The following is a 26,042-nucleotide window of genomic DNA, read 5'->3' on the forward strand; positions in this document are numbered from 1 at the left end:
TACCGCCGGCTCGCCTACACGTGGCACGGCTTCCAGCCCGAACACGCGGCCCACTTCGGCTGGTCGGACGAGGAGCTGGCGGCGCGGCTCGCCGAGCGGCGGTCGAAGGTGACCTTCGACCTCGCGCCGCACGGCGAGGCGGTCCGGCTGACCGTGACCCACGACGACTTCTCCCCCGGCAGCGAGATGCACCGGGCGATCAGCGGCCAGCTCGCCGGCAGCGGCGGCTGGCCGGAGCTGCTGGCCAGCCTGAAGAGCCTGCTGGAGACGGGCGAGCCGCTACCGGAGCCGGTCCCGGCCGGCTGACCGCACGGGCCAGGTGGGTGTCAGGAGTTCTCCGCGGCCCGGCGCCGGCGCGTGCCGAGCGTGGCCCGGCGGGTGCGCTGCACCCCCTCGCGCAGCTCGTCGTCCCCCATCACCAGCCACACCAGGCCGCAGTCCTGCGGCCCGGTCACGTCCACCTGGCAGAGGGTGCACGGTTCGCCGGGGCGGATCGGGCAGGCGGCGGCCGGCCTGGCCGCGCGGATACCGGTGCTCACACCCACCACGGTCCACCGCGCCGGCCGGCCCGGCCAGGGCCGTTGGTCACGAGATCGCGCCGCGCCGGGCAGCGGGCGCAGGCGCGGTCGCGCCCAGGCGGTCCGGCGGGACCCGGCGCTTGGTGAGTTCGTTGACGGCGACGTACCCGACGGCGAGCACGGCGAGGGTGGCGAGCACCGGCCCCGGCGGCGGCGCGAGTCCGAGGGGCCGGGCGAGCGGGCTGTACGGCAGCGCCACGGTGACCGCGGCGAGCAGCGCGCCGGTGGCGAGCAGGGTGGTGGACGGGCGACTGCGCAGGAACGGCCGGTTGGTGCGGAGCACCATCAGCACGATGATCTCGGTGACCGTGAACTGGATGAACCAGGCGGCCCGGAACACGTCGGTGGGGATGTGCCACCACCAGCGCAGCAGGGCGAGGGCAGCGAGGTCGAAGGCGATGCTGATGGTGCCGTAGACCAGCATGAACCGGCGGATCGCGCGGACGTCGACGGTCCGCGCCCGCTCCAGCTGTTCCGGATCGGCGTGGTCGGTGGAGATCGTGGTGTACGGGATGTCGGAGAGGAAGTTCAGCAGCAGAACCTGGCGTGGGAGCAGCGGCAGGAACGGCAGGAACAGCGTGGCGACGCTCATGCTGACCACGTTGCCGAACGAGGCGCTGGTGTTGACCCGGATGTACTTGAGGGTGTTGGTGAAGGTGCGTCGGCCCAGTCGTACGCCGTCGGCCACCACGTCCAGGCTCTTCTCCAGCAGCACGATCGCGGCGGCCTGCTTGGCCACGTCGACGGCGGTGTCGACGGAGATGCCGACGTCGGCGGCGTGCAGGGCCGGCGAGTCGTTGATGCCGTCGCCGACGAAACCGACGACGGCGCCCCGGGCCCGCAGCGCGGCCAGGACGCGCTCCTTCTGGGCGGGATCGACCTCGGCGAACACGGCGGTGTCGGCGACCCGGGCGGCCAGCTCGGCGTCCGGACAGGCGGCGATGTCCGCACCGAGTATGGGCTCGCCCCGGAGGCCGACCGCACCGGCGATGTGGCTGGCGGCATGCCGGTTGTCACCGGTGATCAGGCGTACGGAGATGCCCATGCGGGCCAGCCGGCCGATCGCCTGCGCCGCGTCGGGTTTCGGCGGGTCCTGGAAGGTGAGCAGCCCGACGAGGATCATCCCGCGCTCGTCCGCCGGGCTGGCGGTGCCGGCGTCGGGCAGTGGCCGGACGGCGAGCCCGAGTACCCGGTGCCCCTGTGCGCTGAGGTCGGCGAAGCACCGCTGCACCGCGTCGCGGACCTCGTCGACCGGCACCGTCCCCCGGTCGGTGCGGGCCGTGGCGCAGACGTCGAGCACGGACGACAGCGCGCCCTTGGTGATCAAGGTGCGGCTGCCGTTGTCGTCGACCAGCAGGGACAGCCGCTTACGGGTGAAGTCGTAGGGCACCTCGGCGATCCTGACCCGCTCGTCGGCGGGCGGCTGCCCGGCCATGATCGCGGCGTCCATGGGGTTGCGGAAGCCGCGTTGAAGCCCGGCATTGAGCCGGGCCAGGCGGCCCACCTCGTCGTCGGGCCGCCCGGACACGTCGAGGCTGGCGGTGAGGGTCACGGTACCGGTGGTCAGGGTGCCGGTCTTGTCGGTCAGCAGCACGGTCATCGCGCCGAAGTCCTCGATGGCCTCGAGTCGTTTGACGATGACCCGCTCGGTGGCCATCATCCGCGCCCCGGCGGACAGGCTCACCGCGACGATCGCCGGCAGCATCTGCGGGGTCAGCCCGACGGCCAGTGCCAGGGAGAACAGCAGCGAGTCGATGATCGGGCGGCCCAGCAGCAGGTTCGCCGCGAAGATCGCGGCCAGCAGGACCACCATGATCCGCACCAGCAGCAGCCCGAACCGGGTCAGGCCGCGCTCAAACCCGGTAGCGGCCGGGCGAGCGCCGACGCGGGCGGTCACGTGGGCGAACGACGTGTTCCGCCCGGTCCGCATCACCACGGCCCGACCGGACCCGCTGACCACGTGGGAACCCATCCAGAGGGCGTTGGTCCGCCCGGCCAGATCCGCCTCGGCCGGTGTCTCGCCCGATGTCTTCTCCACCGGGAAGGCCTCCCCGGTGAGCGTCGACTGGTCCACCTGCAGCCGTTGCGCGTCGATCAGCCGGCAGTCCGCCGGCACCACGTCCCCGGGGCGCAGCACGGCGAGGTCGCCGACGACTACCTCGGGTACCGGCACGGACACCTCCCGGCCGTCCCGGATCACCTCCGCCCGAACCCGGACCCGGGCCTGCAGGGCGTCGACGGCCCGCCCGGCGGCGCGCTCCTGCCAGAAACCCAGCCCACCGCTGGCCACGATGATGGCCAGGATGATCGCCCCGTCGGTGAGATCACCGACGGCCATGGACAGCACCGTCGCGGCGACCAGAATCAGGATGATGGGGCTGGTGAACTGGGCGACCAGCAGCCGCCACCCCCGTTGGCGGCCCACCTCGACCTGATTGGGGCCGTGCTCGCGCAGCAGCCGGTCGGCCTCGGCGTCCGTGCGCCCCCGGTCGGTGGCCCGGATCGCCCGCAGCGCCGCGGGCAGTGGCCCGGCCCAGAACGCCCCGGTCCGCTCCCGCGGGCCGACCCCCGACTCCACCCACGCCTCCGCACCGCCCCGGCGGGCACCGCCCCACCTCGTGAGCCGACGCTATCGAGAGGGGGCCGGGCCGCACCCGCGAACGGGCCAACCGCCGGTCCGCGGGCCCGCGCCGGGGCACGGACGGCCCGACCGCCGTCCGTGCCCGGACCGCCTCAGGGCACCATCCAGGAGAGCACCGGCGAGCCCTGCAACGCCACCAGCACGCACATGAACAGCAGCAGCACCAGGCTCCAGCCGAACACCTTGCGGAAGATCTCGCCCTCCCGGCCGGCCATGCCGACAGCGGCGGCGGCGATCGCCAGGTTCTGCGGGCTGATCATCTTGCCGAGCACACCGCCGGAGGAGTTGGCGGCGGCCAGCAGCAGCGGGTCGAGGCCGGCCCGGGCCGCGGTCTGCACCTGCAGGGCGCCGAAGAGCGCGTTCGCCGAGGTGTCCGAGCCGGTCACGGCGACCCCGATCCAGCCCAGGATCGCGGAGAGGAAGACGAACGCCCCGCCGGCCGCGGCGAGGAACGCGCCGAGGGTGTTGGTCTGCCCGGACTGATTCATCACGTACGCCAGGGCGAGCACCGCCATCACCGTGACGATGGCGTAGCGCAGCTCGACGTAGGTGCGCCCGTACGCGCGCAGCGCCCGGCCGGCGGAGAGCCGCAGCACCAGCGCGGTGAGGATGCCGGCCACGATCATCAGCGTGCCGGCGGCCGGCAGCCAGTTGAGGGTGAACGTGGTCGAGGAGAGCGGCTTGCCGTTGCCGGCCAGGATGTCGAGCCCCGGCCAGCCGAACTTGACCGTCCACGGCTCCTTCGCCAGGGCGTCCTTCACCGCGCCCAGGTTCGCGATCGAGAAGATCACGATGATGATCAGATACGGGGCGTACGCCCGGAACACCTCGGCCGGGGTGTCGGCGATCCGGGGGCCGGCGGCCACCTGCTGGTCGGCCGGGCGGGACACGACGTCGCCGTCGGAGCGGTGCCGGCCGGCCGGGGCGGTCTCGTCGATCCGTGGGGCGCCCGGCCGGGTCTCGCCCCCGGTACCGCCCAGACCGGGCGCGGCGGTGGTCGTACCGGAGCGGGGGCCGGCGGCGGCGCGGACCGTGCCGCCCTCGGCCAGCTCGGCCTCGACGGGCCCGCGGGCGGCCGGCACGCTCGCGGGCTCGCGGCCCAGGTCGGCGGGGGTCTGCGGGCGCCAGACGCGGACCAGCAGCACCACGGCGGCGGCCGAGACCAGCGCGGCGACGATGTCGGTCAGCGGCACCGAGATGTAGTTGGCCGCGACGAACTGCGCCAGGCCGAAGCTCACCCCGGCGACCAGTGCGGCCGGCCAGGTCTGCCGGATCCCGCGCCGCCCGTCGACCAGCGCGACCAGCATCAGCGGTACGACCACCGCGAGGATCGGGGTCTGCCGGCCGACCATCGCGCCGAGGGTGTCCACGGTGAGCCGGGCGTCGTCGTTGGCGCCGCTGGTGACGCTGGCCAGGGTGACGATCGGGGTCGCCAGGGCGCCGAAGGCGACCGGCGCCGTGTTGGCCAGCAGCGACACCGAGGCGGCGTGGATCGGCCGGAAGCCCAGCGCCATCAGCATCACCACGGTGATCGCCACCGGGGTGCCGAACCCGGCCAGGGCCTCCAGCAGCGCGCCGAAGCAGAACGCGATGATGATCGCCTGGATCCGCATGTCCGGGCTGACCCGTTCGAACGAGCGACGCAGCACGTCGAAGTGTCCGCTCTCGACGGTCAGGTTGTAGACCCAGATCGCGTTGATGACGATCCACAGGATCGGGAAGAAGCCGAACGCGGCGCCCTCCGTGGCGGAGAGGACCGCCTGCCCGACCGGCATGGCGTAGACGGCGACCGCCACCACGAGGGCGACGGCGAGCGAGATCAGCCCGGCCAGCCAGGCCTTCACCTTCAGCACGCCGAGCAGGACGAAGAGGGTGAGCAGGGGCAGGACCGCGAAGATCGCCGAGAGCGCGACGGAGTCACCGACCGGGTCGGTGACGACGGTGAACTGATCGAACATGGGTCACCTCAACGCTTCTGGTGCAGCAACTCCTCGACGCCCTGTCCGCGGATCGACGCGTCGAGGACCTGGGCGGTGTGGGCCAGCGCGATGTGGCCGCCGGCGCGGGTCACCGAGGCGGCGACCTGCATGAGGCAACCGGGGTTGGCGGTGACCAGCAGCCGCGCCCCGGTGGCCAGTACGGTCCGGGCCTTGCGGTCGCCGAGTTCGGCGGCCGGCCCGGGGTGGAGCAGATTCCAGATGCCCGCCGAGCCGCAGCACAGCTCCGGGTCGGCGATCTCCCGCAGCTCCAGCCCGGGGATACCCCGCAGCAGCCGGCGCGGCTGGTCGCGGACGCCCTGGGCGTGGCCGAGGTGGCAGGCGTCGTGGTAGGCGACGGCCACCGGCAGCGGGTGCCGGGGCGCGACCGGGCCCAGTTCGTCGAGGATCTCCGACAGGTCGCGGACCCGGGCGGCGAAGTCGGCGGCCAGGGTGGCGTAGCGGGGGTCGTCGCGGAGCAGGTCGCCGTACTCCTTCAGGGTGGAGCCGCAGCCGGCGGCGTTGACCACGAAGTAGTCCACGCCCGCGTCGGCGAAGGTGTCGAGCAGCCGCCGGGCGAACCGGCGGGCCTCCTCGTCGCGTCCGTTGTGCACGCTCAGCGCCCCGCAGCAGCCCTGCCGGTCGGGCAGGATCAGCACGTCGCAGCCCTCGGCGGCGAGCACCCGGGCGGTGGCGGCGTTGACCTCGGGGAAGAACGCCGCCTGCACGCACCCGGTGAGCATGCCGACCACGGCGCGGCGGGGGCCGACGGCCGGCAGCCGGGCGGGCAGCCGGGGCGCCCGGCGCAGCGGCGGGGCGAGGGACTCCAGCGCGGCCAGGGTGGGGGCCAGCCGGTCCAGCAGCCCGGTCCGCCGGACCAGCCGGCTCAACCCGCTGGCCTGGTACGCCCGCAGCGGCCCGCGCAGCAGCCGCAGCCGCCGCGGGTACGGGAAGAGCGCGAAGATCGCCGCCCGCAGCGCCCGGTCCCGGGGAGCGCGGGTGTGCCGGCGTTCCACCTGCTGCCGGGTGTCGGAGATGAGCCGGTCGTAACGCACCCCGGAGGGGCAGGCGGTGACGCAGGACATGCAGCCCAGGCAGCGGTCGAAGTGGGTGGCCATCGAGTCGGTCAGCGGCTCGCCCTCGAGGCCCTGTTTCATCAGGTAGATCCGTCCCCGGGGCGAGTCCATCTCCTCGCCCCAGAGCACGTAGGTGGGGCAGGTGGGCAGGCAGAAGCCGCAGTGCACGCAGTCCGCGATCAATTCGGCGGCGGGCGGGTGGTGCGCGTCGAAGGCGGCCGGCCCGGGGGTGCGGGCGGCCGCCGCGAGCGCGTCGACGGGACCGCTGGCCGGGCGGGTGCCGCCGGGCGAGGTGATCGGGCTGCGCCCGGGCTGCTGGGGGACGGTCATCAGATCCCTCCGACGAACCGGCCGGGCGCCAGCCGGGCGTCCGGGTCGAACCGTTGCTTGACCCGGCGCATCAGCGCCAGGCCGTCGACCGGCCCCCACAGGTCCACCCGGTCCCGCACCGGCCCGGGCGCGGTGAGGACCACGGTGTGCCCGCCGGCGGCGGCGGTCGCCGCGCGGGCCGACTCGACCAGGGCGGCGACCCGCTCCGGGTCGGCGGTGCCGGGCAGGCCGGCGTACAGGACGCCGACGCCGGCCGAGCCCCGCAGGGTGAGCGGCAGGTCGTGCCGGTCGGCCGCGCCGACCTCGGCCAGCAGCCGGGGTACGCCGGAGAGCGCGGCGGTCAGCTTCAGCCCGGTGTCGCCGGTACGCCAGGGCAGCCGGCCCCAGCCGTCGGGCGGCCGGTCGGCGACGGTGGTGTCGGCGCCGAGCAGCCGTCGGGCGGCGTCGGCCCGGGCGGCCACCCCGGCCGGGGTGCCCTCCAGCAGCACGGTGACCGTGGCCGGGCCGGCGGGCGGGACGGCCACCTCCAGCGCGGTGGGCACGAGCTGCGCGGCGCGGACGGTGGCGGCCAGCCGGGCGGCCTCGGCGGCGTCGTCGGCGCCTCGGGAGACGTACGCGACCGCCGCCGGGAGCGGGTGCAGCCGGAACGCGGCCTCGGTGACCAGTCCCAACGTGCCGTACGCGCCGGCGACGAGCTTGGCCAGGTCGTAGCCGGCGACGTTCTTGACCACCTTGCCGCCGGCGTGCGCGACCACCCCGTCGGCGCGCACCAGGGTGACCCCGATGAGCAGGTCGCGCGGGGTGCCGTAGAGCATCCGGCGGGGTCCGGCGGTGTTGGTGGCGACGGCCCCGCCGACGGTGCCGCCGGGCAGCGGCGCGTCGAGGGCGAGCTGCTGCCGGGCGCCGGCCAGGGTGGCGGCGAGGGTGTCCAGGCGGGTACCGGCGCGGACCACGGTGATCAGGTCACCGGCGGCGTGCTCGACCACTCCGGCCAGGGCGGTGGTGTCGAGGATCAGGTCGAGGCGGCGGGGCGGGTTCCCCCAGTCCTGTCTGGTGCCGCCACCCCGGACGGTGACGGCGAGGTCGAGGTCGGCGGCGGCGCGCAGCACCGCGGCGGCCTGGGCGGTGTCGCGCGGGGCGGCGACGTAGCGGGCCGGGACGCCGGCGATGGCGTCGTCCTCCCCCGCCTGCCGGACCGGGTCGCCGGCTGCGGCGCGGAGGCGGTCGAGGACGCGGTCGGCGGGCATCAGAACGCCTCCGCCAGGCCGGCCTGCTGGGCCGGGTGGACCCCGGTGCGCCGGCGGGGGATCTCGCCGCAGAGCCGGGGGGTCGGGAAGACCTTGCCGGGGTTGGCGAGCCCGGCCGGGTCGAAGGCGCAGCGCAGCAGGTGCATGGTGTCCAGATCGTCGTCGGTGAACATGCGCGGCAGGAACTTCGCCTTGTCGACGCCGACGCCGTGCTCGCCGGTGATCGAGCCACCGTGACGTACGCACAGGTCGAGGATCGCCCCGGAGACCTCCTCGGCGCGTTCGGCCTGCCCCTCGACGGCGGCGTCGAAGAGCACGAGGGGGTGCAGGTTGCCGTCGCCGGCGTGGAAGACGTTGGCCACCCGGATGCCGCGTTCGGCCGACAGGTCGCCGATGCGGCGCAGCACCTCGGGCAGGGCGGTCCGCGGGATCACCCCGTCCTGGACGATGTAGTCGGGGCTGATCCGGCCGACGGCGGCGAACGCGGACTTGCGGCCCTTCCAGAACAGCGCCCGCTCGGCGTCGTCGGCGGCGATCCGGATCTCGAACGCGCGGTTGTCCCGGCAGAACGCCTCGACCTGGGCGAACTGGGCGTCGACCTCGGGCGCGGGGCCGTCCAGCTCGACGATGAGGACCGCGCCGGCGCCCGCGGGGTAACCACAGTGCACGGCCGCCTCGGCCGCGGAGATGGCCAGGGCGTCCATCATCTCCACGGCGGCGGGCACCACCCCGGCCGCGATGATCGCCGAGGTGGCCGCGCCGGCCTGGTCGGTGGTCTCGAACGCCGCGAGCAGGGTACGCACCGACTCGGGCAGCCGGGTCAGCCGGACGGTCACCTCGGTGGCGATGCCGAGGGTGCCCTCGGAGCCGATGAAGGCGCCGAGCAGGTCGTAGCCGGGGGTGTCCGGGGCGCGGCCGCCGAGGCGTACCCGCTCGCCGTCGGGGGTGACCACTTCCAGGCCGGTGACGTGGTGGGTGGTGAAGCCGTACTTCAGGCAGTGCGCGCCGCCGGAGTTCTCCGCGACGTTGCCGCCGATGGAGCAGATCTGCTGGCTGGACGGGTCGGGCGCGTAGTACCGGCCGTGCGGGTGGGCGGCCCGGCTGATCGCCAGGTTGATCACCCCGGGCTGCACCACGGCGCGCTCGTCCTCGGGCGCGATCTCGATGATCTCGCGCATCCGGGAGGTGACGATGAGGACGCCGTCGGCGTGCGGCAGCGCCCCGCCGGAGAGGCCGGTGCCGGAGCCGCGGGCGACGAACGGCGCGCCGGCGGCCACGCAGGCGCGGACCACGGCGGCGCACTGCGCGGCGTCGTCGGGCAGCGCCACAAGGGCGGGGACCACCTTGTACTGGGCCAGCCCGTCGCACTCGTAGGTGCGCAGCTCCTGCCGGTCGCTGATCACCCGTTCGGCGCCGATCGCGGCGCGCAGGGCGGCGGCGAGTGCCTCGATGTCCGTCGTGGTCGTGCTCATCGCCCACCTCCGCGTCGCGTCGCCTCGTCGGTCTAGGGCATCCGTTCGTACGCCGGGACGGTGAGGAAGTCGGCGAAGTCGTCGGCGACGGCGACCTCCATGAACAGCGCCCGGGCTGTGGCGTAGTCGCCCGGCGCGCCGGGCAGCTTGCCGATCTCCTCGTCGGCGATCCGTTCGACGAGGTCGCGGGTGACCCGATCGCCGGTGTCGTCGAGGGTGACGTCGTTGTGCAGCCACTGCCAGACCTGGCTGCGGGAGATCTCCGCAGTGGCGGCGTCCTCCATCAGGTTGAAGATGGCCACCGCGCCGGTGCCGCGCAGCCAGGCGGCCAGGTACTGCACGCCGACGCTGACCGCGTTGCGCAGCCCCGTCTCGGTGTGCCCGCCGGGGGTGGACCGGACGTCGAGCAGCTCGGCGGCGGTCACCCGGACCTCGTCGCGGGTGCGGTCGAGCTGGTTCGGCCGGTCGCCGAGGACCTGGTCGAAGACCTCCCGGCAGAGCGGCACCAGATCCGGGTGGGCCACCCAGGAGCCGTCGAAGCCGTCGCCGGCCTCGCGGGTCTTGTCGTCCCGGACCTTGGCCAGGGCCGTCTCGTTGACCCGCGGGTCGCGCCGGCTGGGGATGAACGCGGCCATGCCGCCGATGGCGTGCGCACCACGCCGGTGACAGGTCCGCACCAGCAATTCGGTGTACGCGCGCATGAACGGCACGGTCATGGTGACCGCGTTCCGGTCGGGCAGCAGAAAGTCCGCGCCCCGGGTACGGAACTTCTTGATCACGCTGAACATGTAGTCCCACCGGCCGGCGTTCAGCCCGGCGGAGTGTTCGCGCAGCTCGTAGAGGATCTCGTCCATCTCGAACGCGGCCGGGAAGGTCTCGATCAGCACGGTGGCCCGGATGGTGCCGCGCGGGATGCCGAGCCGGTCCTGGGCGTGGACGAACACGTCGTTCCACAGTCGCGCCTCGAGATGGCTCTCCATCTTCGGCAGGTAGAAGTAGGGCCCGGCGCCGCGGTCGAGCTGCCGGCGGGCGCAGTGGAAGAAGTACAGCCCGAAGTCGACCAGGCTGCCTGCGGTGCGTTCCCCGTCGACCAGGATGTGCTTCTCGGCGAGGTGCCAGCCGCGCGGGCGGACCACGATGGTGGCCAGGTCGCCGTCGTGCAGGGCGTACCGCCTGCCCTCGGGCGAGGTGAACTCCAGCTTGCCGTCGATCGCGTCGCGCAGGTTGAGCTGGCCGGAGACGACGTTCTCCCAGAGCGGGGTGTTGGCGTCCTCCAGGTCGGCCAGCCAGACCTTCGCCCCCGAGTTCAGCGCGTTGATGGTCATCTTCGCGTCGGTCGGCCCGGTGATCTCCACCCGGCGGTCGACCAGCCCGGGGGCCGGGTCGGCGACCCGCCACGCGGACTCACGGACCTCGCGGCTCTCCGGCAGGAAGTCCAGGGTGCCACCGTCGGCCAGCTCGGCGTCGCGGCGACGCCGCCGCGCCAGCAGTTCCCGGCGGCGCGGGTCGAAGGCGCGGTGCAGCTCGGCGAGGAAGGCCAGCGCGTCGGGGGTGAGGATCTCGTCGTACCGGGGGTGGCGGACGCCGGTGACCTCGACGCCGTCCGGGTTGGTCATCGGCTCGCTCCTCACCGCGATATGAGTGGCGATCTATCCGGTGGTGCTCCTGCCGACTGTAGTTCTCCCTGCTCACGGCCGCGCCTGAGCGGCGGCACAGCCGCCGGGAATGGTCGCTCGGCTGCGGCGAGCGGTCCTTTCCGGACGACGAGCGGCAATTCGGCACAAGGGACGGCGATGACCTGGCCGGCCGGATCGGTCGCGCGGTGGGAAAACCGGGCATAACCGCCGGCCGTCCGCCGACCGGACGTTCCACGCAGTCGGGGACGACCTCGCGCGCCGGGAAGGGCCGACTGTCGGGCATGTCCGCCGCCGCACGCACCGACCGGGAACACGGGACGGCAACGAAGATTTCTCAACACTCCTCCAGCGCCGCCGGTGACCGGAACAACAGCACCGGCGGCCCGGACGGATCGGCCTGCCAGGCCCGCATCCGCCGGCGGGCCCGACCGAACGCGGCGACGTGCCACACCAGGATCGAGTCCCGGGAGAACACGCTGCCCAGCGACTCGCGGTTGCCGTTGCAGATCTCCTCCCTTGTCACCAGCCGGCGCAGGGTACGGCGCAGCAACCGCCCGAACGAGCGCCAACGCGGGTAGTCCAGGCCGACCACCAGGTCGGTCCGGCCCAGCGGCACGTCCCGCCACCCGTGGTAGGCGCCGTCGAGGATCCAGCGGTCCCGCCGGCAGATCGCCTCGATCCGGCTGCGCTGCCGCGCGACCGGCACCTCGACCCAGCCCGGCTGCCAGAGCAGGTCGTCGACCGGGTACCAGGGCAGCCCGAGGCGCTCGGCCAGCCGCGCGGCGAGGGTGGACTTGCCGGCGCCGTACACCCCGTAGACCAGGATGCGGGTCGGTGTGCTCATTCGCGGCAGGGTACGCATTGGACGCCAGCCTCGCTCCGGACAGCGTGCCCGCGGAACCACGGTGACCTGGACGTGACGTTCACGGTGGACGATGAACGGATGCAGTTCACCCGACGGAGCCTGCTCGGCGTGACCGCGGCGGCCGGCGTCACCGGTCTGGCCGCCGGGTGTGAACTGGATCAGCCGCCGGCCGCGGCCGGGGGCGCAGGCTCGGCGAGCGGCGCGCCGGCCTTCGATCCGGCGAGCTGGGAGAGCGTACGGGCACAGTTCGCGCTCGACCGCAGCCGGGCGCACCTGGCCACCTTCGTCTTCGCGGCGCACCCGGCGCCGGTGCGGGCCGCAGTGGCCGCTTACCGGGACGGGCTCGACCGGGACGCGGTGGGCTACCTGGGCGCCAACGAGGAACAGCTCGACAAGGGCGTGCTCGCGGCGGCCGCCGGTCACCTCGACACCCCGGCGGAGCAGATCGCGCTGACCGATTCGACCACGATGGGCCTCGGCCTGGTCTACACCGCGGTACGGCTGGGCACCGGTGACGAGGTGCTGACCACCGAGCACGACTTCTACGCCACCCACGAGTCGTTGCGGCTGCGCGCCGCGCGGGACGGGGTGAAGGTCCGCCGGGTCCGCCTCTACCGGGACCCGGCCGCGGCCTCGGTCGACGAGATCGTGTCGAACCTCGCGGCGGCGGTCACCGCCCGCACCCGGGTCGTCGCGCTGACCTGGGTGCACTCCAGCACGGGGGTGAAGCTGCCGGTCCGGCAGCTCGCCGAGGCGGTACGCGCCCGCAGCCCGCAGGCGCTGGTCTGCGTCGACGGGGTGCACGGCTTCGGCGCGGAGGCGGTGACCCCGGCCCGGCTCGGCTGCGACGTCCTGGTCTCCGGGTGCCACAAGTGGCTGCTCGGGCCACGGGGCACCGGACTGGTCTGGGGCAGCGCGCGGGCGTGGGGCCGGATGACGGCGGTGATCCCGTCCTTCGACCGGCGCAGCATCGGCCGGTGGATGTACGGGGGCACGGGCGCGCAGCCGGCACCCGGCGGCCCCGCGCACACGCCGGGCGGCTACCACTCCTTCGAGCACCGGTGGGCGCTGGCCGCGGCCTTCGAGTTCCACCGGCGGATCGGCCCGGAGCGGGTCGCGGCGCGGACCCGCGAACTGGCCGACCGGCTCAAGGACGGCCTGGCCGGCATCCGCGGGGTGCGGCTGGTCACCCCGCGTTCGGCCGAGCTCTCCGCCGGCATCGTCTGCTGCGACGTGCCGGATGTGCCGGTCGGTGAGGCGGTGGGCCGGCTGTACGCGGCGGGCGTGATCGCCAGCAGCACCCCGTACAACCCCTCGTACCTGCGGTTCGGTGCGACCATCGCGAACAGCGAGGACGAGGTCGACGCCACGGTCCGGGCGGTACGCGGGCTGGTCTGAGCGTCGGAGGTGGGCCCGCGGAAATTCCGGTGCGGGTCCGCCGGGCCACCGGTTAGCTTCCGCGGATGAGCCCGCACCCGACGACCGGCCCGCGCCTGCAGTTCCACCGGGATCCCGGCGAGTTCCTCGCCACCGCCGGCGATCACCTGGCCGCCGACCCGGTGGTCAGCACCGTGGTGACCACCGTCGCGCACCGACTGTCGGCCCAGCGCGCCGACGGGATCGATCCGCCGGAGCGGGACTGGTGGCTGGTGGTCCGGGACGCCGCCGGCACGGTGGTCGGCGCCGGGATGCGGGCGGCGCCGTTCGCCCCGTACCCGCCGTTCCTGCTGCCGATGCCGGACGAGGCTGCGGTGGCCCTGGCCGCCGCGCTGCACGAACGCGGCGAGGTGGTGCTCGCGGTCAACGGCGCCCTCCCCGCCGCCGAACTGTGCGCCGCCGAACTGGCCCGCCTCGGCGGCGGCCGGGTCGAGGTCAGCCAGCACACCCGGTTGCACGAGCTCGGGGAGCTGGTCCCGCCAGCCCCGGTGCCCGGCCACCTGGTGGTCGCCACCGAGGACGACCTGGAGCTGGCGACGGAGTGGTTCGACGCGTTCATGGGCGACGCCGACGAGCAGGCGGGCCGCCCGCGCGGGGCGAGCGCGCACGAGGTACCCGACCGGGCGGAGATGCTGCGCCGGATCCGGGGCGGACGGGTGTGGTTCTGGGTCGACGAGGCCGGCCGGCGGGTGCATCTCACCGCCGCCAACCCGCCGTCGTTCGGGGTGGCCCGGGTGGGCCCGGTCTACACCCCGCCCGCCCAGCGCGGGCGCGGCTGGGCCAGCAACGCGGTCGCCGAGGTGTCCCGGCTGATCCGGGCCGAGGGCGCGCGGGCGTGCCTGTTCACCGACCAGGCGAACCCGACCGCGAACAAGATCTACGCCGCGCTCGGCTACCGGCCGGTGGTCGACATGGCCAACCTCGTCATCCTTCGCTGAGCGACCGGCTGACCGGATACCGTACCCCGGGGCGCGGGACGCCCGCGCCGGGTCGAGCGGTGGGAGGGCCGGATGCGCCTGCACGTGGGGTGCGCGATGTGGACGCACAGGTCCTGGCAGGGGCGCTTCCTGGCGCACCCGCTGCCGGCCCACGAGCGGCTGCGCGCGTACGCGGGCTGGTGCACCGCGGTCGAGGGGAACACCACCTTCTACGCGACACCGAGCCGGGAGACGGTGGCCTCGTGGACGCGGCAGACCGGCCCGGACTTCCGGTTCGTACTCAAGTTGCCGAAGATCGTCACGCACGAACGCCGACTCACCGGCGCGGACGAGGAACTCCGGGTCTTCCTGGACGCGGTCGAGCCGCTCGGCCCGCGCGCCCACGCCCTCTGGCTCCAGCTGCCGGGTTCGTTCGGCCCCGCCGACGTACCCGCGCTCGCCCGCTTCCTGCGCGGCCTGCCCACCGTCCACCGGTACGCCGTGGAGGTCCGGCACCCGGCGTTCTTCGACGATCCCGGGGCGGCGCGGACGTTGGAGGAGACGCTCGCCAGGGTCGACGCGGAGTGGGTCCCCTTCGACACCACCGCGTTCTTCCGCACCCCGCCGACCAGCGACGCGGAACGGGAGGCGTGGACCAGGAAACCCCGTACGCCGCTGCGCACCCGGGCGCTGACCGACCGGCCGATCGTCCGGTATCTCGGGCGCGACGACCCCGCGCGGACCGTCGAGGGTTGGCAGCCGTGGCTCGAGGTGGTGACCGGCTGGCTGCGGGAGGGCCGCTCGCCGACCGTGTTCGTGCACACGCCGGACAACGCCGACGCGCCGGACCTCGCCCGCCGGTTCCACGACCAGGTCCGGGCGCGCCTGCCCGCGCTGGAGCCGTTGCCCGAACCGGACCCGGTCGGCCCGTCGACGCTGTTCTGACTGGTCATCCCCTGCGGAGATCCGCCGGTCGCCCGGTGGACGACCGGCGGACCGGCTCAGCTGATCGCGGAGGTCGTCCAGCGCGGGGAGGCGTTGGTGACCGGCACGGTGTCACCGACCAACGTGGTCAGCGCCTGGGTGTCCCGCCGGGTGCTCGAGACGACCTTTTCGGGCGTACCGTTGCCCGCGAAGATGGCGACGATCGCATCGTTCATCGCGTTGCCGACGGTGCTGCCGTAGGCGGTGTCCAGCCAGAGCTGGACGTAGCTCGCGTCGGACGTCGCCTGCAGGATGGACTTCAGGGCGGGGTCCTTGACGCCGTCCTCCGCGCCCTTGGCGACGGGCAGGCCGGTGCCGGTCTCGGCGTAGCCCTTCTGCACCTCGGGGCTCACGATGTACTTGAGGAACTCGACGCACTCGGCCGGGGCGTTCTTGGCACAGGCGAACCCGTCGCCGCCGCCGAGGGCCGCCTTCGGGTCACCGGCGGAACCGGAGATCGCCGGTACGGGGAACCAGCCGAGCAACTTGCCGAGGGCGGCCTTGTCCTGGGCGACAGTGTCCAGCGTGCCCCTGTTCCAGTCGCCCATGAGTTCCATCGCGGCCTTGCCGTTGGCGAGCAGGCCGTTCGCGCTGGTCGGGTCGTTCTGGCCCGGCGTGGCGATGAAGTTGGGCTGGAACGGCTTGGTGGCGATGAAGGTCTTCAGGTCCTCGCCGGCCTTGACGAAGCACGGATCGTCGAAGACGCGTTCGGTGGACGCCTTCTTCAGGGTGTCGACCGAGCAGGCGCGCAGCGCGAAGTTGTACCACCAGTGCGCGGCTGGCCACTTGTCACCAGCGCCCAGGGCGATCGGGGTGACGTTGATGGCCTTGAGCTTCGTCACCGCCTCGTCGAGCTCCTCAAAGGTGGTCGGCGGAGAGGTGATGCCCGCCTTGGCGAACATGTCCTTGTTGTACCAGATGCCCTCGATGCCCATCCGGAACGGCAGGCCGTACTGCTTGCCGTTGACCTGCCAGATCTCGGCCGCGCTGCCGATGTTGGCGACCTCGGCCTTGACCTGGCCGGTGATGTCCTTGAGGTAGTCGGCCTCCACCTGCTCGCGCATCTCGCCGCCACCCCACGCCTGGAAGATGTCCGGCGGGTCGTTGCTCAGGAGCGCGGCGGGGAGCCGGGTGCGCTGGAGCTGGTTGGTCTCGATCGCCTCGATCTCGATCTTGACGGTCGGGTGGAGCGCGGAGAAGTCCTTGGCGACCTTCTCCCAGTAGGTCTTACCGGGCCCGTCCTGCGAAGCGTTGTGCCACCAGGTCAGGGTCATCGGGTTTCTGGTACAGCTCATTCTCGGTGGGGGCGTCGTCGCCGCCGCTGTTGCACCCGGCGACGACGAGTGCGCTTGCCATGAGCAGTGCCAGGACGGCACCTGCGCGGCGCTTCATCGCCATCGACGTCTCCTCGACTAGTCAGTCGCGGTACTCGGCCTGCCGGGCCCGTCCGGCCTGCCCACCGTCGACTCGGACAACTTCGCCGGCGCCCTACTCGCGACCAACTACCTGCTGTCGCTCGGCCACCGCCGCATCGGCCACATCAGCGGGCGGCCCGACCTCGAGTCGGCACGCCTGCGCGAGGCCGGCTTCCGCAAGGCCATGGCCGATGCCGGCGTGGCGGTGGACGAGAGGCTCGTGCGCGTCGGCGGGTTCCGGATCGAGAGCGCCGCCGGCACGGCCGCGGAACTGCTCGCGCTCCCCGGCCGGCCGACCGCGATCTTCGCGGGAAACGACCTCTCGGCGATCTCCACGATGGACGTCGCCCGGAGCATCGGCCTCACGGTGCCCGACGACCTGTCCGTGATCGGCTTCGACAACGTCCCGGAGTCGGCGCTGGTCATCCCGCCGCTGACGACGATCATGCAACCGCTGCAGCGCATGGGCGCCGAGGCGTTACGCCTGCTCGTCGACCTGATCGGCGGCGTCGAACGCGACACGCACATCCGGCTGCCCACCGAGCTGGTCATCCGGTCCTCCTGCCGCCCCTACCGCTGACGCCGCCGCCCCGCCATCAGGCGGCCAGGGAGGCGGCGCTGTCGCGGACGACGAGCTCGGTGGCAAGGCAACACCGGCCAGGCGCGCGATAGCCGCGATGGTGACTTTCCGGGAACCGTCCGACGTCACGGCCCACCCTCTCTGAAACTTCCGGGAGAAAACTTCCGGGCCGGTGACTCGGCCGAGATCAATCCCAGGCTGCAGGCGCCCTTCGTGCTGCCCCGGGTGCCGCAGCAGCCGCGCCGGTAGGCGCTCTGCCCGACGACGGCGGGGCCGGTCCACGCACCGGCCCCGCCGTCGCGCGTTCCCCGGCCAGCTCGCTCCGATAGTTTCCGGAAGTTGTTGACGCCCTGGCGCCCCCGTACGGACAATGACACTCGCGAATGGAGTCCCCTCCCTGCGGGAGTGGCCCTCCGATCGACTCACGGTGGCCGGCACACCCCAGCCGGTGCGTGCGGTGTCCGGGCGACCGCGCAGCGAGCCGACCACCGTGGTGGGCAGTCGTCGGAGCCGGCTCCGCATCCACTACAGCATGGAAAGGCATCCCTTATGGACAAGGTGCTCGCCCGCGGCAGCGGGAGCCCGACCGCCCGGCCGCGACCGCGTACCGCGCTGCTGTCGGCGGTGGCCGGCGTCGCGATGATCGCGACGACGGTGGTCGTCGCCTCCAGCGCCAGCGCCGGAACCACCCTCGGCGCGTCGGCGGCGGAGAAAGGCCGCTACTTCGGCACCGCGGTGGCCGCGTACAAGCTGTCGGACGCCACGTACGTCGGCATCCTGAACCGCGAGTTCAACATGGTCACCCCCGAGAACGAGATGAAGTGGGACGCCACCGAGCCGACTCAGGGGCAGTTCACCTTCACCAGCGCCGATCGGATCGTCAGCCACGCGCAGGCCAACGGGATGCGGGTGCGGGGGCACGCCCTGGCCTGGCACTCGCAGCAGCCCGGCTGGGCGCAGAACCTGTCCGGCACCGCGCTGCGCCAGGCGATGGTCAACCACATCACCCAGGTCGCCTCGTACTACAAGGGCAAGATCTACGCCTGGGACGTGGTGAACGAGGCGTTCGCCGACGGCGGCACCGGCGCCCGCCGCGACTCCAACCTGCAGCGCACCGGCAACGACTGGATCGAGGTGGCGTTCCGCACCGCCCGGGCCGCCGACCCCGGCGCCAAGCTCTGCTACAACGACTACAACACCGACGGGCAGAACGCGAAGTCCAACGCCGTCTACGCGATGGTGCAGGACTTCAAGTCCCGCGGCGTGCCGATCGACTGCGTCGGCTTCCAGTCCCACTTCAACAGCGCCTCGCCGGTGCCCAGCGACTACCAGGCCAACCTGCAGCGCTTCGCCAACCTCGGCGTCGACGTACAGATCACCGAGCTGGACATCGAGGGATCCGGGACCACCCAGGCCGACAACTACGGTCGCGTCGTGCGCGCCTGCCTCGCGGTGTCCCGCTGCACCGGCATCACCGTCTGGGGCATCCGGGACAGCGACTCCTGGCGGGCCAGCGGCACGCCGCTGCTGTTCGACGGCAACGGCAACAAGAAGCCGGCCTACACGGCGGTGCTGGACGCACTGAACGCCGGCGGCAGCACCCCGCCGCCCACCACCACTCCCCCGCCGACCACCACGCCCCCGACCACCCCGCCGCCGACCACCCCGCCGCCCTCCGGCAACGGCTGCACCGCGACGCTGTCGCTGAACCAGTGGCAGGGCGGCTTCGTCACCTACGTCCGCGTCACCGCCGGCGCCGCCGGCACCAACGCCTGGAGCGTCACGCTCACCCTCCCGGCGGGCGCGTCGATCACCAACACCTGGAGCGCCCAGCCCAGCGGCACCAGCGGCACCGTGACCTTCCGCAACGTGGACTACAACGGCCGGATCGCCCCCGGCACCTACACGGAGTTCGGCTTCCAGGGCGTCGGCACCGGCCCGTCCGGCACCGCCACCTGTAGCGCGAGCTGATCGACCGTGGCCCGGCGCAAGGTCTCCCGCGCCGGGCCACGCCGTGTTCGCTACCTTGGTTAGGCTCGGGTCCGTGATCGAGGCCGTGGTTGTCGATGTCGACGACACGCTGTGCCTCACCGAGGCGGTCTGCTTCGAACTGGAGAACGAGGTCCTGGCGGCGCTCGGCCGGGAGCCGATGTCCCGGGCGGTGCACCTGGCGACCTGGGGTGAGCCGCTGCTCGACGCGATGCCGAAGCGGTCGCCCGGGCTGGATGTCGGCCGGTTCGACACCGCCTACCGGCAGGTCCTGCGGCAGTATGTCCGCGACGGCCGCCTCGACGTGATCGCGCCCGAGAACCTGCGTACGCTGGACCAGTTCGTCGAAGCCGGGCGGGCGCTGCTGCTCCTGACCTCGCGCACCGAGGCCGAGGTCGACCACCTGCTGGCGCCGGATCACGTCCTGGCCGAGCGGGTGAGCGCGGTCTACCACGCGGGCAACACCCGGTTCGGCAAGCCGGACCCGCGGGTGTTCGACGAGTTGCTGGCGGCCACCGGGCTGGCTCCGCGGCAGTGCGTCTACGTGGGCGACTCCCCGGGCGACGCGCTGGCCGCCGGGGGCGCCGGCCTGCACTTCATCGCCTGCCTGCAGAGCGGCGTACGCAGACGCGAGGACTTCGACGCGCGCCACGTCAGCGCCTTCATCCAGACCTTCCCGGAGCTGGTCGACGCGGTCCGGCAACTCGACGCCCACTCAGCCCCGACGACTCCGCAGGCGCAGGCATGACCGGGTTCACGGACAGTGCGGCGCCCTGCCGCACCCGTCGTGGCCGGCTGGCCTTCGTCGTCAACGTCGAGGTCTTCCTGCATCGGGACGGCCGCTGGTTGCTCATCCGGCGAAGCGCGCGGGAGGACCATGCGCCCGGCCTGCTCAGTGGCGTCGGCGGCAAGGTCGAACCCGCCGGTGACGGGGATGACGTGCTGGCGGAGACGGCCCGCCGGGAAGTCGCCGAGGAGGTCGGGGTCGACCTGACCGGAGTCACGCTCAGCTACGTGGAGAGCCGCGCGTTCACCACCGACGACGGCGACCCGGTGGTCAACGTGGTGTTCGCCGGCCCGCTGCCGGCGGAGGCCGAGCCGGCGGTCGCGTCGCCGGAGGAGGTGGCCGGGCTGGTCTGGGTCACCCTCGCGGAAGCGGAGGCAGATGCGACCTGCCCGCCGTGGATCCGGGGCAGCCTGCGCCAGGCGTCGACCTGGTAGCGCCGCCCCGACGAGTCCGGATGCGCTGTCGTCGCTGGCGCTGCCGTGGCGGCCCGCCCACCCGGACACTTCTCTTGGCCGCCTGTGGAGTTGATGCCATAAACGATTCACCCGCGCTGGTGGCCGTAGGTGGTCCGCTGCCACGGTCGCACACGCCGGGCCGGCGGAGGGTCCGTCGACCGGGTCGGGCTGCGGGTGAGTCGTTTGCGACATCAACTCCAAAGGCGCGCGCACACTGCTGCCCAGACGGCCGCCGGAAGCGGATGGCCTGCCCCGCCTCCGGAACCAATTCGGCAACAGGATCGATGGGCTGGGAAACACCTACGCTCACCGCAGCCAACCAAGGAACCGCCGACGCAGCGTGCCGGCCGGCACCCGGCAACACCGGCCCGTGCGTGCTCACGCCCGAACCCCCAGAAAGCGCGCCGTGATCGCCCGAGCAACGAGGCACTTCGTCGCCCTGGCACCTGCGGCAGGGATGACATGGCCGATCGGCTCCTGCTGGACGCGATGGTCGCCGTGGACGGCAGCCTGAAGCGGTGATGGGCGGGGTGTTACTGGACTACGCAAATCAGATGATCGTCAGACCTGGGCCAGCCCGACGACGTGGTTTCGTTGATTGACGAGCAGGCGGTCCAGATGGAGGTCTCCGTGTCGACACTGCTGTGGCCCGCGATCATATCGAGCGCGTCCGCGCTGCTCGGGGTAGCTATAGGTGGCTTCCTAACCGCACGGGTGCAGAAACGGCAGTGGGCTCGGAACCAACAGATCCAGGCATGTGCGGCGATCGTGGTCGAGTCGGCTGCCGGTACGCCGGCCACGCGGCTACATGCCGGGCGTCGACGGCGCTGCGCCCAGTCCGTCCGGCCCGCCGTGACCTTGTCCACCGCGCCGGCTGCTGACCCTGTCGCCCCACAGTGGGCTGTCCAGTGAGCCGGCTTTGGTGCACGCCTTTTAAGGTCATCGGCATGCGCATGCCGCCACTGCCAGGTTCGTTGACCCCGCTCAGCGCCGGCCGTATCGCCGCGGGAGCGGTCGGCGACCGGCCCATCGACGTTCCCCTCTCGGCGATCACGATCACGCCGTACGATCCGGCCTGGCCGGCGAGGTACACGGCCGAGCGGGCCCGGATTCTCGCGGCGCTCGGCGCCCGCGCACTCGCCATCGAGCACGTCGGATCGACGGCGGTACCGAGCTTGTCGGCGAAGAACCGGCTCGACATTGATCTGATCGTGGTCGATCCGACCGACGAGGGGGCCTACGTGCCGGCGTTGGAAGCAGCCGGGTACGCGCTGCGGACCCGGGAGCCGGACTGGTACCAGCATCGCTGCCTGTGGAGCGAGGGCCACACGGTGAACCTGCATGTGTTCGGGCCGGATTGCGACGAGCACCTGCGGCACCTGATCTTCCGCGACTGGTTGCGCACACACCCGGACGACCGGGACTTCTACGAGGCCGAGAAACGGCGCGCCGCCGCTGACAGTCCCTGGTCCATGTCCGCATACAACATGCAGAAAGCCGTCTCGATCATCGAGATCCTTCGGCGAGCGGGACTTCGCCCGGCCGCAGCCGAACAGCAGTAATCCTCCCCGCCCCGGTCCGCAAGGCCGTGGAGGCAGCGCGACAGCTGGTTCTTGCACCTGCATCGCCCACGGAGCCCTGCTACCGTCCGACCTCGGTACGTGGGACCGCGTCCGATGACCAGGTGACGTCGTACCGGGGCGCGGCGACCCCCTCGGCGAACGCGGCCGACGCGGCGGGGGAACTGACGATGCGCCAGTCCCGTTCCTTGTCCACCTCGAACCAGATCAGCCCGATGATGTCCGGGTAGGCAGGCAGCGTCCGGAATGCCTCTCTGATCCATTCGGCCTTGCGCCCGCTGGCCTCGGCGGCACCGGTCTCGGTGACCACCAGCGGCTTCTTGCTGAAGGCGCGGATCTCGGTGACGGTCCGCTTGAAGATCGTGTCGAAGGAACGGTACTGCGAGAAGGCCCCGCTGCCGTAGTAGCCGGTCATGCCGATCCAGTCGACGTAGCTGTCGCCGGGGTAGAGCGGGGCGAGCGCCGGGGTCGAGTCGTTCCACCTGACGTTGGCGCTCCACACCCAGATGACGTTGGTGACGCCGGCGTCCCGGAACAGGTCGTGCACGTGGCGCCAGGCCTTCACGTAGTCGCCCGGCCGGTTGCCGTTGACCGACTCGCACCACGGGTACCAGTCGCCGTTCATCTCGTGGCCGAACCGGATGGCCACCGGGTAGCCCAGGGACTTGATCCCCTCGGCCCACGACCGTAGGTGCAGGTCGAAGTCGCCGCGGGCGATGTGGGACAGTCGGTAGCGAGGCTGGTTTCTCCTGATCTTGTCGATCTCCCGGTTGGCCAGCTTCTGTTTCCGGCCCTCCTCGTCGATCCGTTGGTCCCACGGCTCCCAGCCCAGCATCGGCAGCATGCCGCGGTCGCTGATCTGGTCGAAGAGCGACCGGTCGAACGGGGCGGAGGCCCAGCCCACGCTGAAGAGCATGACCTGCGGCTGGTACCGAGCGGCCGCGGTGAAGCCGTCCACCGGCGTGAAGTCGTACGGGCCCTTGTCGGTCATCACACCGATGAACGCCTTACCGGTCGGCGGGAAGACCGTTGGTGCCGGTCGGGGCGACTCGCTCGCCACAGCGGGGGTCAGCACGTCCTGCGTGGCCTGCGCGATCCGGTCGGGCGGGGCCTCCGGCCGGCGTCCGGCCACCGTGGCGGGTGCCACCGCGAAGGCGTACGTCAGCAGCAGCACGCCGATCAGGGCCATCACGACCCGCGGCAGGGTCAGCCTCACCACCGCGCACCCCCGTCCGCCGCCACCCGGGCGGCCAGGGTGGGGCGCTCCTCAGCTGGCGCCCGGGCGAGCAGGGCGGCCGTCTCGGCGCGTTCCGCGCGTCGCGCGCGCAGGTTCGTCACGAACGCGATCACCGGCGGGCCGAGGCCGGTCAGCAGGGTCAGGACGGGCCATACCCGCAGCAGGGGTGCGTTGTTGCCCAGCACGAAGCTCGCGCCGAGCAGGCCGGCGGAGACGGCCGCCCAGCAGAGGTGCAACCGGAAGGTACGCAAGGATTCGGTGGTGCGCAGCTTGCCCTTGGCCGTCACCACGAACCCCAGTTTCCGCCGCAGTAGCGCGGTGACCCCGGCGGCCACGTAGACGGGTCCGGCGAACAGAGCCAGCGCCATGCCGATCATGCCGATCTCCTCCCGTTCGTGGGGTGCGATGTTGAACCGCCGGAGCCAGATCCAGAGCAGGAACCAGGTGCAGAAGGTGGATCCCCACAGCAGGGACCACACGGTGACGTCGAGCTGCGCGGTGCCCACCCCGGTGAGCAGGTACATCGCCGTGGCGAGGTTGCCCAGCAGCAGGCTGACCGCCACGCTCGGGTAGTAGAACTGCAGCAGGCGGTACTGCCAGCGCCGCCGCGACGGCAGTTCCCGCGGTGCCCGCAGCTCGGGCCGGACCAGGATCTCGCAGATCCCGGCCGCCCAGCGCTTCTGCTGGTTGAAGTAGTCCGCCCAGGACGTCGGGCCCTCGCCGAGGGCGACGACGTCCGGGGTGTAGACGCCCTTCCACTGGTTGCCCGTGCGGGGGTTGGTGGCGGCGTGGATGCGGATGCTGGTCAGGTGGTCCTCGATGATCGAGTCCTGGTAGCCGCCGATGGTCCGCCACGCCGACGGCCGGTAGAGGTGGCCGGTCCCGGTCAGCAGCGGCGCGTCCAGTCCGTTCCCGCCCCGGGCGATGAGCCCGTTGTAGAGGTACTGCTGGACCGAGGCGCCGTGCGCGACGAAGTTCTCGTGCATGTTGCCGTAGACCTGGGGTGTCACGACGAAGGCGACGTCCGGGTCGCGGAAGTAGCCCAGCGTTCGTTCGAGGAAGTGCGGCAGCGGCACGTGGTCCGGGTCCACGTTGGCCACCACGTCGTAGTGGTGCTCGTGCTCGGCCCGCCAGGAGTTGTGGTTGCCGGATTTCGTCCGGGCCCGGAACTCCCCGTCGGGCTGGTTGTACTCGGGCCGTCCCTTGCGGCTGAAGTGGCGTACGCCGAGTCGCGCGGCCATCTCCTTCACCGCCGGGTCGTCGCCCTCGTCGAGGATCCAGACGTCGACCTGGCCGCAGTACACGATCTGCCGCAGCCTCCGCAGGGTCCGCTCCGCCACGTCGAGCGGCTCCTTGCTGGGCACGATCGTGGTGAGCAGGGCCACCCGCAGGCCGACCGGCGGGTCGACGGGGACCGGGTCCTTGGCGTGGAACGCGAACATCCAGACGACCACGTTCTGCGCGAGGCGGATCAGCTCGACCCCGACGACCACGCAGAAGCCGAGCCGGGCGGCGATGATCTGCCAGCTGCCGAGCCCCGTCGCACCCGTTCCGGGTACGTGCCGGGGCAGCAGCAGCCAGCCGATGAAGAGCAGCCCGGCAGCGCTGTTGACCAGGACGAGCAGGGTCAGGACCAGCCGCGCCGCGGGGGACGCGACGTGGCGGAACCGGACGGCCGCGTCGGGGCGCCCGGGCGCGACCAGCGGGCCGGCGGTCGCGCCGCACCTCGCGTACGCGAGGCGGGCTCGGATGTTGCGGCGGCGGCGGTCCGGCTCCGGACCGATCGGCGGCGGAGCCGGGGATGCCACCGGAGGGCTGTAGCCCGAGGTCCCCGTCGTCGTGGCGCGGGACAGGCGTGTATCGGCGGCGACAGCCACGTTTCCCCCATGGGTCGGAGTCTTGCTCGCCTCGAATCGGTCAATGACATCGTAAGCGGGCAAAGATGAGTAAATGGCACTAATCATTCAGATACTGGGCCGGCCCCGCACCTGGGATCGCCGGTCAGCGGGCCGCGCGGTCGTCCACCAGCAGGGCCAGGGTGAACCCGGCGGGTCGCCAGACCCGCGCCACGTGGTAGCCAGTCCGGAGGGTCCGCTCGGTGGCCCCGCCGACGGGCGGCACCGGGTCGCTCCGCTCCCCGACGCGGACCACCCACAGGCGCCGTACGCCCCGCAGGCAGCCGGCGACCTCGACGCAGGCGGGCCGTCCACGATCCAGCCGGGGCGCGGTCGCGGCGAGCACGTCCGCCGGCCGGCGGTCGGCGTGGAGGTAGCGCGCCACGACGGTGCGGGCGTCCGGGCCGCCCCCGCCGTCGCCGGCGCCGTAGACCACGCCGTCGCCCGGCCGCCACCAGTCGTCGATGATCCGCGCGAGTTGGCGGGTGGCCGGCCCGTGCCCGTCGGGTGCCCGTACGGCGGCCTGCGCCGGCGCACCGATCAGGGCGACCACCGCCACCACGGCCACCGACAACCGGGCGCGCACCCGGGACAGCGCGGCCGCACCGAGCACCGCCCACGCCGGCAGCGTGAAGAGCAGTCCCTGCGGGGACCAGACCGGCGCCGCCTGCGCGACGAGCAGCAGGACGAGCGGCGGTACCGCGGCCCACGCGGTGAACACGGCGGCGGCGTGGCGCAGCGGCAGGCTGAACAGCGCCAGCCCGAGCAGCAGTCCGCCCAGTGCGGCGACGCCGAACAACTCTCGGGGGGTGGCCGCGAGCGCGGTCAGGCTGGGCCGGGCCGCCGGGACGATCTGCCCACCGTCGCGTACGACGAGCCAGAGCAGCGCGGCGGCGGGGAGCGCGCCCAGGGCCGCGGCGGCCAGCCATCGACCGGCGACGGCA

General features: G+C 72.8%; 21 protein-coding genes and 1 pseudogene. 9 read left to right on the forward strand and 13 right to left on the reverse strand.

Annotation, left to right across the window (positions count from 1 at the left end):
* The coding region (locus ONA70_RS19410) for an SRPBCC domain-containing protein (protein WP_265007868.1) at window positions 1–306 on the forward strand (306 nt) is incomplete at its 5' end.
* A 20-nt stretch (window positions 307–326) separates the two neighbouring features.
* Here the strand turns inward: ONA70_RS19410 and ONA70_RS19415 are convergent.
* The 8 genes from ONA70_RS19415 to ONA70_RS19450 form a co-directional block, all read right to left on the reverse strand.
* Window positions 327–539 (reverse strand): DUF6767 domain-containing protein, encoded by a 213-nt coding sequence (locus ONA70_RS19415; protein ID WP_265007869.1) that lies wholly within the window; start codon window positions 537–539, stop codon window positions 327–329.
* 46 nt (window positions 540–585) lie between these two features.
* Window positions 586–3,156: a magnesium-translocating P-type ATPase gene (gene mgtA / locus ONA70_RS19420; RefSeq protein ID WP_265007870.1), complete on the reverse strand. Its 2,571-nt coding sequence runs from the start codon at window positions 3,154–3,156 to the stop codon at window positions 586–588.
* Window positions 3,157–3,311: 155 nt separating this feature from the next.
* Entirely contained in the window at window positions 3,312–5,177 is a 1,866-nt protein-coding gene (locus ONA70_RS19425) for an L-lactate permease (protein WP_265007871.1), read from the reverse strand.
* Between the two features lie 8 nt (window positions 5,178–5,185).
* Complete coding sequence (locus ONA70_RS19430) at window positions 5,186–6,601, reverse strand: (Fe-S)-binding protein (protein WP_265007872.1); 1,416 nt, start codon at window positions 6,599–6,601, stop codon at window positions 5,186–5,188.
* Complete coding sequence (locus ONA70_RS19435) at window positions 6,601–7,848, reverse strand: FAD-binding oxidoreductase (RefSeq protein ID WP_265007873.1); 1,248 nt, start codon at window positions 7,846–7,848, stop codon at window positions 6,601–6,603. The genes ONA70_RS19430 and ONA70_RS19435 overlap by 1 nt, the downstream gene beginning before the upstream one ends.
* On the reverse strand, window positions 7,848–9,320 hold the full coding sequence (locus ONA70_RS19440; RefSeq protein WP_265007874.1) for an FAD-linked oxidase C-terminal domain-containing protein: 1,473 nt from the start codon (window positions 9,318–9,320) through the stop codon (window positions 7,848–7,850). The genes ONA70_RS19435 and ONA70_RS19440 overlap by 1 nt, the downstream gene beginning before the upstream one ends.
* Window positions 9,321–9,352: 32 nt before the next feature.
* Window positions 9,353–10,936: a malate synthase A gene (aceB, locus tag ONA70_RS19445; RefSeq protein WP_265007875.1), complete on the reverse strand. Its 1,584-nt coding sequence runs from the start codon at window positions 10,934–10,936 to the stop codon at window positions 9,353–9,355.
* Window positions 10,937–11,291: 355 nt separating this feature from the next.
* On the reverse strand, window positions 11,292–11,801 hold the full coding sequence (locus tag ONA70_RS19450; protein WP_265007876.1) for a P-loop NTPase family protein: 510 nt from the start codon (window positions 11,799–11,801) through the stop codon (window positions 11,292–11,294).
* Window positions 11,802–11,873: 72 nt separating this feature from the next.
* Here ONA70_RS19450 and ONA70_RS19455 point away from each other — a divergent pair, with 72 nt between their 5' ends.
* The 3 genes from ONA70_RS19455 (at window position 11,874) to ONA70_RS19465 (ending at window position 15,121) form a co-directional block, all read left to right on the forward strand.
* A complete protein-coding gene (locus ONA70_RS19455; RefSeq protein WP_265007877.1) occupies window positions 11,874–13,220 on the forward strand; it encodes an aminotransferase class V-fold PLP-dependent enzyme in 1,347 nt (448 codons plus the stop codon).
* Between the two features lie 65 nt (window positions 13,221–13,285).
* Window positions 13,286–14,197: a GNAT family N-acetyltransferase gene (locus ONA70_RS19460; protein WP_265007878.1), complete on the forward strand. Its 912-nt coding sequence runs from the start codon at window positions 13,286–13,288 to the stop codon at window positions 14,195–14,197.
* Window positions 14,198–14,293: 96 nt separating this feature from the next.
* Window positions 14,294–15,121, forward strand: coding sequence for a DUF72 domain-containing protein (locus tag ONA70_RS19465; protein WP_265007887.1), 828 nt, complete (start codon window positions 14,294–14,296; stop codon window positions 15,119–15,121).
* Window positions 15,122–15,177: 56 nt separating this feature from the next.
* Here the strand turns inward: ONA70_RS19465 and ONA70_RS19470 are convergent, their stop codons facing one another.
* Both ONA70_RS19470 and ONA70_RS19475 read right to left on the reverse strand, forming a co-directional pair.
* A complete protein-coding gene (locus ONA70_RS19470; RefSeq protein ID WP_265007879.1) occupies window positions 15,178–16,434 on the reverse strand; it encodes an extracellular solute-binding protein in 1,257 nt (418 codons plus the stop codon).
* Window positions 16,388–16,558: a hypothetical protein gene (locus ONA70_RS19475; RefSeq protein ID WP_265007880.1), complete on the reverse strand. Its 171-nt coding sequence runs from the start codon at window positions 16,556–16,558 to the stop codon at window positions 16,388–16,390. Before ONA70_RS19475 ends, ONA70_RS19470 begins: the two co-directional genes overlap by 47 nt.
* A gap of 54 nt (window positions 16,559–16,612) precedes the next feature.
* Here ONA70_RS19475 and ONA70_RS19480 point away from each other — a divergent pair, with 54 nt between their 5' ends.
* The 5 genes from ONA70_RS19480 (at window position 16,613) to ONA70_RS19500 (ending at window position 21,948) form a co-directional block, all read left to right on the forward strand.
* The gene (locus ONA70_RS19480; protein ID WP_265007888.1) at window positions 16,613–17,155 is read left to right on the forward strand and encodes a substrate-binding domain-containing protein; all 543 of its coding nucleotides are present in this window, start codon (window positions 16,613–16,615) and stop codon (window positions 17,153–17,155) included.
* Window positions 17,156–17,704: 549 nt separating this feature from the next.
* Complete coding sequence (locus ONA70_RS19485; RefSeq protein ID WP_265007881.1) at window positions 17,705–19,126, forward strand: endo-1,4-beta-xylanase; 1,422 nt, start codon at window positions 17,705–17,707, stop codon at window positions 19,124–19,126.
* Window positions 19,127–19,199: 73 nt separating this feature from the next.
* On the forward strand, window positions 19,200–19,892 hold the full coding sequence (locus ONA70_RS19490) for an HAD family hydrolase (protein WP_265007882.1): 693 nt from the start codon (window positions 19,200–19,202) through the stop codon (window positions 19,890–19,892).
* Window positions 19,889–20,365 (forward strand): NUDIX hydrolase, encoded by a 477-nt coding sequence (locus tag ONA70_RS19495; RefSeq protein ID WP_265007883.1) that lies wholly within the window; start codon window positions 19,889–19,891, stop codon window positions 20,363–20,365. Before ONA70_RS19490 ends, ONA70_RS19495 begins: the two co-directional genes overlap by 4 nt.
* A 968-nt stretch (window positions 20,366–21,333) precedes the next feature.
* Entirely contained in the window at window positions 21,334–21,948 is a 615-nt protein-coding gene (locus tag ONA70_RS19500) for a GrpB family protein (RefSeq protein ID WP_265007884.1), read from the forward strand.
* A 79-nt stretch (window positions 21,949–22,027) separates the two neighbouring features.
* On the opposite strand, the gene ONA70_RS19505 is transcribed toward ONA70_RS19500, so the two are convergent.
* The 3 genes and pseudogenes from ONA70_RS19505 to ONA70_RS19515 all read right to left on the reverse strand — a co-directional run.
* Window positions 22,028–23,182, reverse strand: coding sequence for a glycoside hydrolase family 26 protein (locus tag ONA70_RS19505; protein ID WP_265007885.1), 1,155 nt, complete (start codon window positions 23,180–23,182; stop codon window positions 22,028–22,030).
* Window positions 23,179–25,011, reverse strand: a complete 1,833-nt coding sequence (locus ONA70_RS19510) for a glycosyltransferase family 2 protein (protein ID WP_265007886.1) — start codon at window positions 25,009–25,011, stop codon at window positions 23,179–23,181. The genes ONA70_RS19505 and ONA70_RS19510 overlap by 4 nt, the downstream gene beginning before the upstream one ends.
* A gap of 193 nt (window positions 25,012–25,204) precedes the next feature.
* A pseudogene (locus ONA70_RS19515) lies at window positions 25,205–26,042 on the reverse strand (hypothetical protein); the annotation flags it as partial.

This window comes from Micromonospora yasonensis (genome assembly GCF_026013475.1).
Lineage (GTDB): Bacteria > Actinomycetota > Actinomycetes > Mycobacteriales > Micromonosporaceae > Micromonospora > Micromonospora yasonensis.

Coding starts and splice junctions, on each gene's coding strand:
- ONA70_RS19495 (WP_265007883.1), top strand. CDS start 19,889: ATGACCGGGTTCACGGACAGTGCGGCGCCCTGCCGCACCCGTCGTGGC.
- ONA70_RS19470 (WP_265007879.1), bottom strand. CDS start 16,434: ATGACCCTGACCTGGTGGCACAACGCTTCGCAGGACGGGCCCGGTAAG.
- ONA70_RS19425 (WP_265007871.1), bottom strand. CDS start 5,177: ATGTTCGATCAGTTCACCGTCGTCACCGACCCGGTCGGTGACTCCGTC.
- ONA70_RS19430 (WP_265007872.1), bottom strand. CDS start 6,601: ATGACCGTCCCCCAGCAGCCCGGGCGCAGCCCGATCACCTCGCCCGGC.
- ONA70_RS19485 (WP_265007881.1), top strand. CDS start 17,705: ATGGACAAGGTGCTCGCCCGCGGCAGCGGGAGCCCGACCGCCCGGCCG.
- ONA70_RS19475 (WP_265007880.1), bottom strand. CDS start 16,558: ATGGCGATGAAGCGCCGCGCAGGTGCCGTCCTGGCACTGCTCATGGCA.
- ONA70_RS19500 (WP_265007884.1), top strand. CDS start 21,334: ATGCGCATGCCGCCACTGCCAGGTTCGTTGACCCCGCTCAGCGCCGGC.
- ONA70_RS19450 (WP_265007876.1), bottom strand. CDS start 11,801: ATGAGCACACCGACCCGCATCCTGGTCTACGGGGTGTACGGCGCCGGC.
- ONA70_RS19465 (WP_265007887.1), top strand. CDS start 14,294: ATGTGGACGCACAGGTCCTGGCAGGGGCGCTTCCTGGCGCACCCGCTG.
- aceB (WP_265007875.1), bottom strand. CDS start 10,936: ATGACCAACCCGGACGGCGTCGAGGTCACCGGCGTCCGCCACCCCCGG.
- ONA70_RS19440 (WP_265007874.1), bottom strand. CDS start 9,320: ATGAGCACGACCACGACGGACATCGAGGCACTCGCCGCCGCCCTGCGC.
- ONA70_RS19435 (WP_265007873.1), bottom strand. CDS start 7,848: ATGCCCGCCGACCGCGTCCTCGACCGCCTCCGCGCCGCAGCCGGCGAC.
- ONA70_RS19460 (WP_265007878.1), top strand. CDS start 13,286: ATGAGCCCGCACCCGACGACCGGCCCGCGCCTGCAGTTCCACCGGGAT.